General features: G+C 68.7%; 4 protein-coding genes. 2 read left to right on the forward strand and 2 right to left on the reverse strand.

Annotated features, from left to right (window positions below):
- Positions 1-514, reverse strand: a 514-nt coding sequence (locus WBL06_RS01015) for a hypothetical protein (RefSeq protein ID WP_424454113.1), incomplete at its 3' end; no start/stop codon positions are given.
- Between the two features lie 142 nt (positions 515-656).
- Between WBL06_RS01015 and WBL06_RS01020 the strand changes: the two genes are divergently transcribed.
- Positions 657-2,576, forward strand: a complete 1,920-nt coding sequence (locus tag WBL06_RS01020; RefSeq protein ID WP_424454114.1) for a DUF2207 domain-containing protein — start codon at positions 657-659, stop codon at positions 2,574-2,576.
- Here WBL06_RS01020 and WBL06_RS01025 read toward each other — a convergent pair.
- Positions 2,573-4,387: an ABC-F family ATP-binding cassette domain-containing protein gene (locus WBL06_RS01025; protein WP_424454115.1), complete on the reverse strand. Its 1,815-nt coding sequence runs from the start codon at positions 4,385-4,387 to the stop codon at positions 2,573-2,575. The genes WBL06_RS01020 and WBL06_RS01025 overlap by 4 nt on opposite strands.
- Before the next feature lie 23 nt (positions 4,388-4,410).
- Here WBL06_RS01025 and WBL06_RS01030 point away from each other — a divergent pair.
- The coding region (locus tag WBL06_RS01030) for a molybdenum cofactor biosysynthesis protein (RefSeq protein ID WP_424454116.1) at positions 4,411-4,924 on the forward strand (514 nt) is incomplete at its 3' end.

The raw sequence follows: 4,924 nt of genomic DNA on the forward strand, positions 1-4,924 counted from the left end.
CGGCATCCAGCTCGTCACGCAGTTCCCGGGCACGGGCGGCGAGCTTCTCCACCGACATGGTCGGGGCCAACGCGGCGAGTTCCGCGGCGGCGTCGGCGAGGTCATCCGCCGCGACATCCTCGGTCGGGACGCCGAGTCCGTTCTTGATGACGTCGGCCTTCACCACCGACACCGCACCCGACGCGACGCCGGTGCCGACCGCGGAAAGCCACGGGTCGGCATCCACGGTGAGCAGTTGCCCGACCCGGGTCAGCGTCTGCGATTCCCGCTTCGACACCCCCGACACCTGCTCGACCAGCTTCTCCGCGGTGCCGGCGCCGAGCCGCTGCGCGAGCCCGCCGAAGCCGTCCTCCTTGCGGGAGCGGTGCTTCACCTCCGCCGCGAACACCCCCAACGACGCCTCGACCAGCCGCCGCAACTCACCCAGCTCGCGCGCACCCGTGAGCAGTGCGTCGTCGTCGAGCACACTCGGGTCGGCGCCGAGCCAGGTGACGGCGGGGGCGGTGGAGGTCATACATCCATTGAAACAACACTCGAACGTATGTACTAGATAGACGAACCATTCTCTGGATAAGTCGCGAGAACCCGGCTTGTGGAGGACTCGACGACCCGCTGATCCATCGACGGAACGCTGGCAGCCCCGCTACGCTCTCGACGTGAACGCACCTCGCGCCGCCCGTGTCCTTCTCGTCGCCATCGGAGCGCTTCTCCTCGTCGCCACCGGTGCCTCCCCCGCCCTGGCCGACACCGACCCCGACGCGCCGCCGGTCGTCGCGCTCGACGCCGCCGGCTCCGGAGTCGAGGACTTCGAGTTCGCGTCGTTCGACGCCGTCTACGAACTCTCGCGCGATCGTGCCGGGCGGTCGCAACTGCGCACCGTCGAAACGCTCGTCGCGGTCTTCCCCGACTTCGACCAGAACCGCGGCATCCGCCGCGCGCTGGTGACCGAGTACAAGGGTCACAGCACCAACATCGACATCGTGTCGGTGACCGACGGCAACGGGGTGCCCCGGTCGTTCGAGGTCGCCGGCGAGGGCGAGTTCACGATGGTGACGATCGCCGTACCCCAGGGGCAGTACGTCTACGGTGAACAGACCTACGTCATCGAATACACGCAGAGCGATGTGACGGCGACGGCCACCGATCTGCGCGACGGTGTCACCCGCGACGAGTTCTACTGGGATACCAACGGCACCGGCTGGGCGCAGCCGTTCGGCGAGGTGAGTGCAACGGTGCGCGTGCACGCCGACCTCGTGCCGGCACTCACGGGTGAGGCGGTCTGCTACTACGGCTACCAGGGAGCCACCGACCAGTGCGCGATCGACAGCGCAGACGACGGCGAGTTCAGCGCGACCGTGGCCGACCTGTTCCCCCGGCAGAACATGACCGTCGTGATCGCGTTCGACGAGGGCACCTTCGCCGGCGCACCGTTCTGGGCGTTCGTGCCGATCCCGGCGCTCATCGCGATCGCGCTCGTGCTGTTCGGGCTCATCACGGCGCTCGTCGTACGGTTCGTGCTCTGGCGCGACGCCAAAGGGCGCGGCATCGTCATCGCCCAGTACGAGCCGCCCGCGGGCCTCAGCATGATGCTTGCGGCCAACATCGCCGGAAACCCGAAGAAGGGCATGGCGGCAACGATCGTCGACCTCGCCGTGCAGAAGAACCTGCGCATCCTCGAGCACGACCAGGGGTGGAGCAAGGTGTTCGGCGTACAGAAGCTGTCGAGCGCCGACCTGGCCCCCGACGAGCAGCGCGTCATGGGAGCCCTGTTCTCGATCAACCCGTTCTCGGTGGGCGGCATCCTGCCCGGGCTGAAGAACCTCCTCTCGATGGGCGGCAGCATGCCTCAGCCCATCCCCGACGAGGGCGGTGAGGTGCGGTGGCTCACCAAGGGCGACACCGTGCTCGGGCAGCAGGTCGTGGCACTCACCAAGTCGATCGAACGCGAAGCTGAGGCGGGCGGGCTGCGTCGTAAGCCATCGTGGCGCCCGATGATTCTCGTCGTCGGCTCGATGGTTCTGGCCGGTCTCGTGCTCATCGGAGTCGCGATCTTCGGTGGCGAGGACGAGAAGTCGATCATCATCTCGGTCGTCGGGCTCAACGCGGTGCCGTGGATCGCGATCTTCGCGGCCGGGCTGCTCGCTCGACGCCGTCCGCTCACCACCAAGGGCGCGGAGCTGAAGGAACACCTCGACGGGTTGCGCGAGTTCATCCGCGTCGCCGAGGCCGACCGGTTGCAGATGCTGCAGAGCGTCTCGGGTGCCGAACGCATCACCACCTCCGACCGCACCGCGATCGTGAAGATCTATGAGAAGCTGCTGCCCTACGCCGTGATCTTCGGCCTCGAGAAGCAGTGGGCTCAGGAACTGGCGAAGTACTACGACACCGATCCGCCCGACTGGTATTCCGGCTCGACGGGCTTCCACATCGGCGCCTTCTCGGCCGGTCTTGCCACGCTGTCGTCGAGCGTCTCGACCTCGTACTCCGGCTCGTCGGGGTCGTCGTCGAGCGGTGGCGGTGGCGGCGGCGGTTCGTCAGGCGGAGGCGGTGGCGGAGGCGGAGGCGGCGGCGTCTAACTCTCGAGCTGAGCGCCGAGTGCCAGCCACTGCTCTTCGAGGGCGTGGGCCTCGGCTTCGAGTGTCGCGATCGCCGACTGTTTCGCGCCCAAAGTGACGTAGTCGCTCGGGTCGACGGCATCCAGCTGTTCCTTGGCGGTGCGGATGCCGCTGGTCGCCTTCTCGAGGCGCCGCTCGACCGCTGCCAGCTCCTTCTCGACCGCCCGCCGATCCGCTCCCGCCAACTTCGGTGATCGAGTAGCCGCCGAAGGCGGCGTGTCGAGATCCCCGAGCGTCTCGACACGCCCGCTGCGCGGGCTACTCGACGACCGAGTCTTCCGCAGCTGCAAATACTGGTCGACACCGCCGGGGAGGTGGCGGAAGGCGCCGTCGATGACGGCGTACTGGTTGTCGGTGACGCGCTCGAGCAGGTACCGGTCGTGCGAGACGACGAGGAGCGTGCCTGGCCAGGTGTCGAGCAGGTCTTCCATCGCGGCGAGCATGTCGGTGTCGAGGTCGTTGGTGGGCTCGTCGAGAATGAGCACGTTCGGCTCGTCGAGCAGGATGAGCAGCAGTTGCAACCGCCGCTTCTGGCCGCCCGAGAGGTCTTTCACGGGGGTTGAGAGCTGTGCGGTCGTGAAACCGAGGCGCTCGAGCAGTTGCCCGGGCGTCATCTCGACACCGCCCGACACGTACGACGACTTCTGCTGCGCGACGACGGCGCTCACCCGGTCGTTCATGAACGTCTCGAGTCCGACGAGCCGCTGGTCGAGCACGGCGATCTTCACGGTCTTGCCGCGCTTCACCCGGCCGTTGTTCGGCTGCACCGTGCCGGCCACGAGTCCGAGCAGCGTCGACTTGCCGGCGCCGTTGATGCCGATGACGCCGGTGCGCTCCCCCGGGGCGATGCGCCAGGTCACGTCGTTCAAGATGACCCGTTCGTCATACGCGACCGAAACGCCTTCGAGGTCGACGACGTCCTTGCCGAGCCGCGCCGTCGCGAGCTGCTTGAGCTGCACGGTGTCGCGGGGGTCGGGCACATCCTCGATGAGCTGGTTCGCCGCATCGATGCGGAACTTCGGCTTGCTCGTGCGCGCGGGCGGCCCGCGGCGCAGCCAGGCCGGCTCTTTGCGCATCAGATTCTGCCGCTTCGCCTCGATGGTCGCCGACATCCGATCGCGTTCGACGCGTTGCAGCACGTACGCCGCGTAGCCGCCCTCGAAGGGCTCGAGGAGCGCAGAGTGCACCTCCCACGTGGTGGTGCAGACCGCGTCGAGGAACCACCGGTCGTGGGTCACGACAACGAGCCCGCCGCGGTTCGCGGCCCACCGCCCGCGCAGGTGCTCGGCCAACCACGCGACGCCCTCGACATCGAGGTGGTTCGTGGGTTCGTCGAGGAAGACGACATCCCAGTCGCGCGTGAGCAGTGCGGCGAGCGCGACCCGACGCTGTTGCCCGCCGGAGAGGTCGCCGATGCGCCCCTCCCACGGCACGTCGCCGAGCAGCCCGGCGATGACATCCCGCACGCGCGCGTCGCCGGCCCACTCGTGTTCCGCGCGGCCGCCCACGACGGTGTCGGACACCAGATCGTCGACCGGCAGGGTGTCGCCCTGATCCAGCATCCCGAGCGTCACGCCGCCCCGGCGGGTGACCTTTCCGCTGTCGGGTTCGATTCGCCCCGCGAGGATCTTCAGCAGCGTCGACTTGCCGTCGCCGTTGCGGCCGACGACGCCGACGCGGTCACCCTCGTCGATGCCGACGGTGACGGCGTCGAAGACGACCCGCGTCGGATACTCCAGCCCGACGCTCTCCGCGCCGAGCAGATGAACCATCCTTCGAGCGTAACGTTGCTCGCGTGGAGCAGATTGCCGTCGAGATCGTGCAGCTACTCGCTTCGCCCGTCCACCGCTTTGAGGGTCGACCAGCCGATGGGCCAGCTCCCGCACCCGAGGGCGAACTCCGCGACGACCTCGAACTGCGCGCCGGGCTCGGGATCGTCGGCGACCGGCACTTCAACCAGCGCGCCCACCGGGCGTCGTCGGTGACGATTCAGGCTGCGGAAGCACTGGAGGCCGTCGCGACCGAGCTCGGCATCCCGCACCCGACGCTGCTGCAGACCCGGCGCAACATCCTGCTGCGGGGAGTGGATGTCGACGCCCTCGCCCGCACGACGTTCAGTCTCGACTCCGGCGACGGCGAGATCCGATTCGGCGACCCGCGGTCGGCGAACCCGTGCGCCTGGATGGATGTCGCTGTCGCGCCCGGCGCGCATCGCGCGTTCCGGCGGCGGGGCGGGCTGCGCACCGGGCCGCTCGACGACGGCGTGCTGCGACTCGGCCCGGCCGTACTCCGCATCCCCTCGGTGGTCG

The sequence above is a fragment of the Pseudolysinimonas sp. genome, assembly GCF_049651805.1.
Taxonomy (GTDB): Bacteria; Actinomycetota; Actinomycetes; order Actinomycetales; family Microbacteriaceae; genus Pseudolysinimonas_A.

Excerpts from the sequence above, each read along its gene's own strand:
- WBL06_RS01025 (WP_424454115.1), bottom strand. The coding sequence starts at position 4,387 with ATGGTTCATCTGCTCGGCGCGGAGAGCGTCGGGCTGGAGTATCCGACG.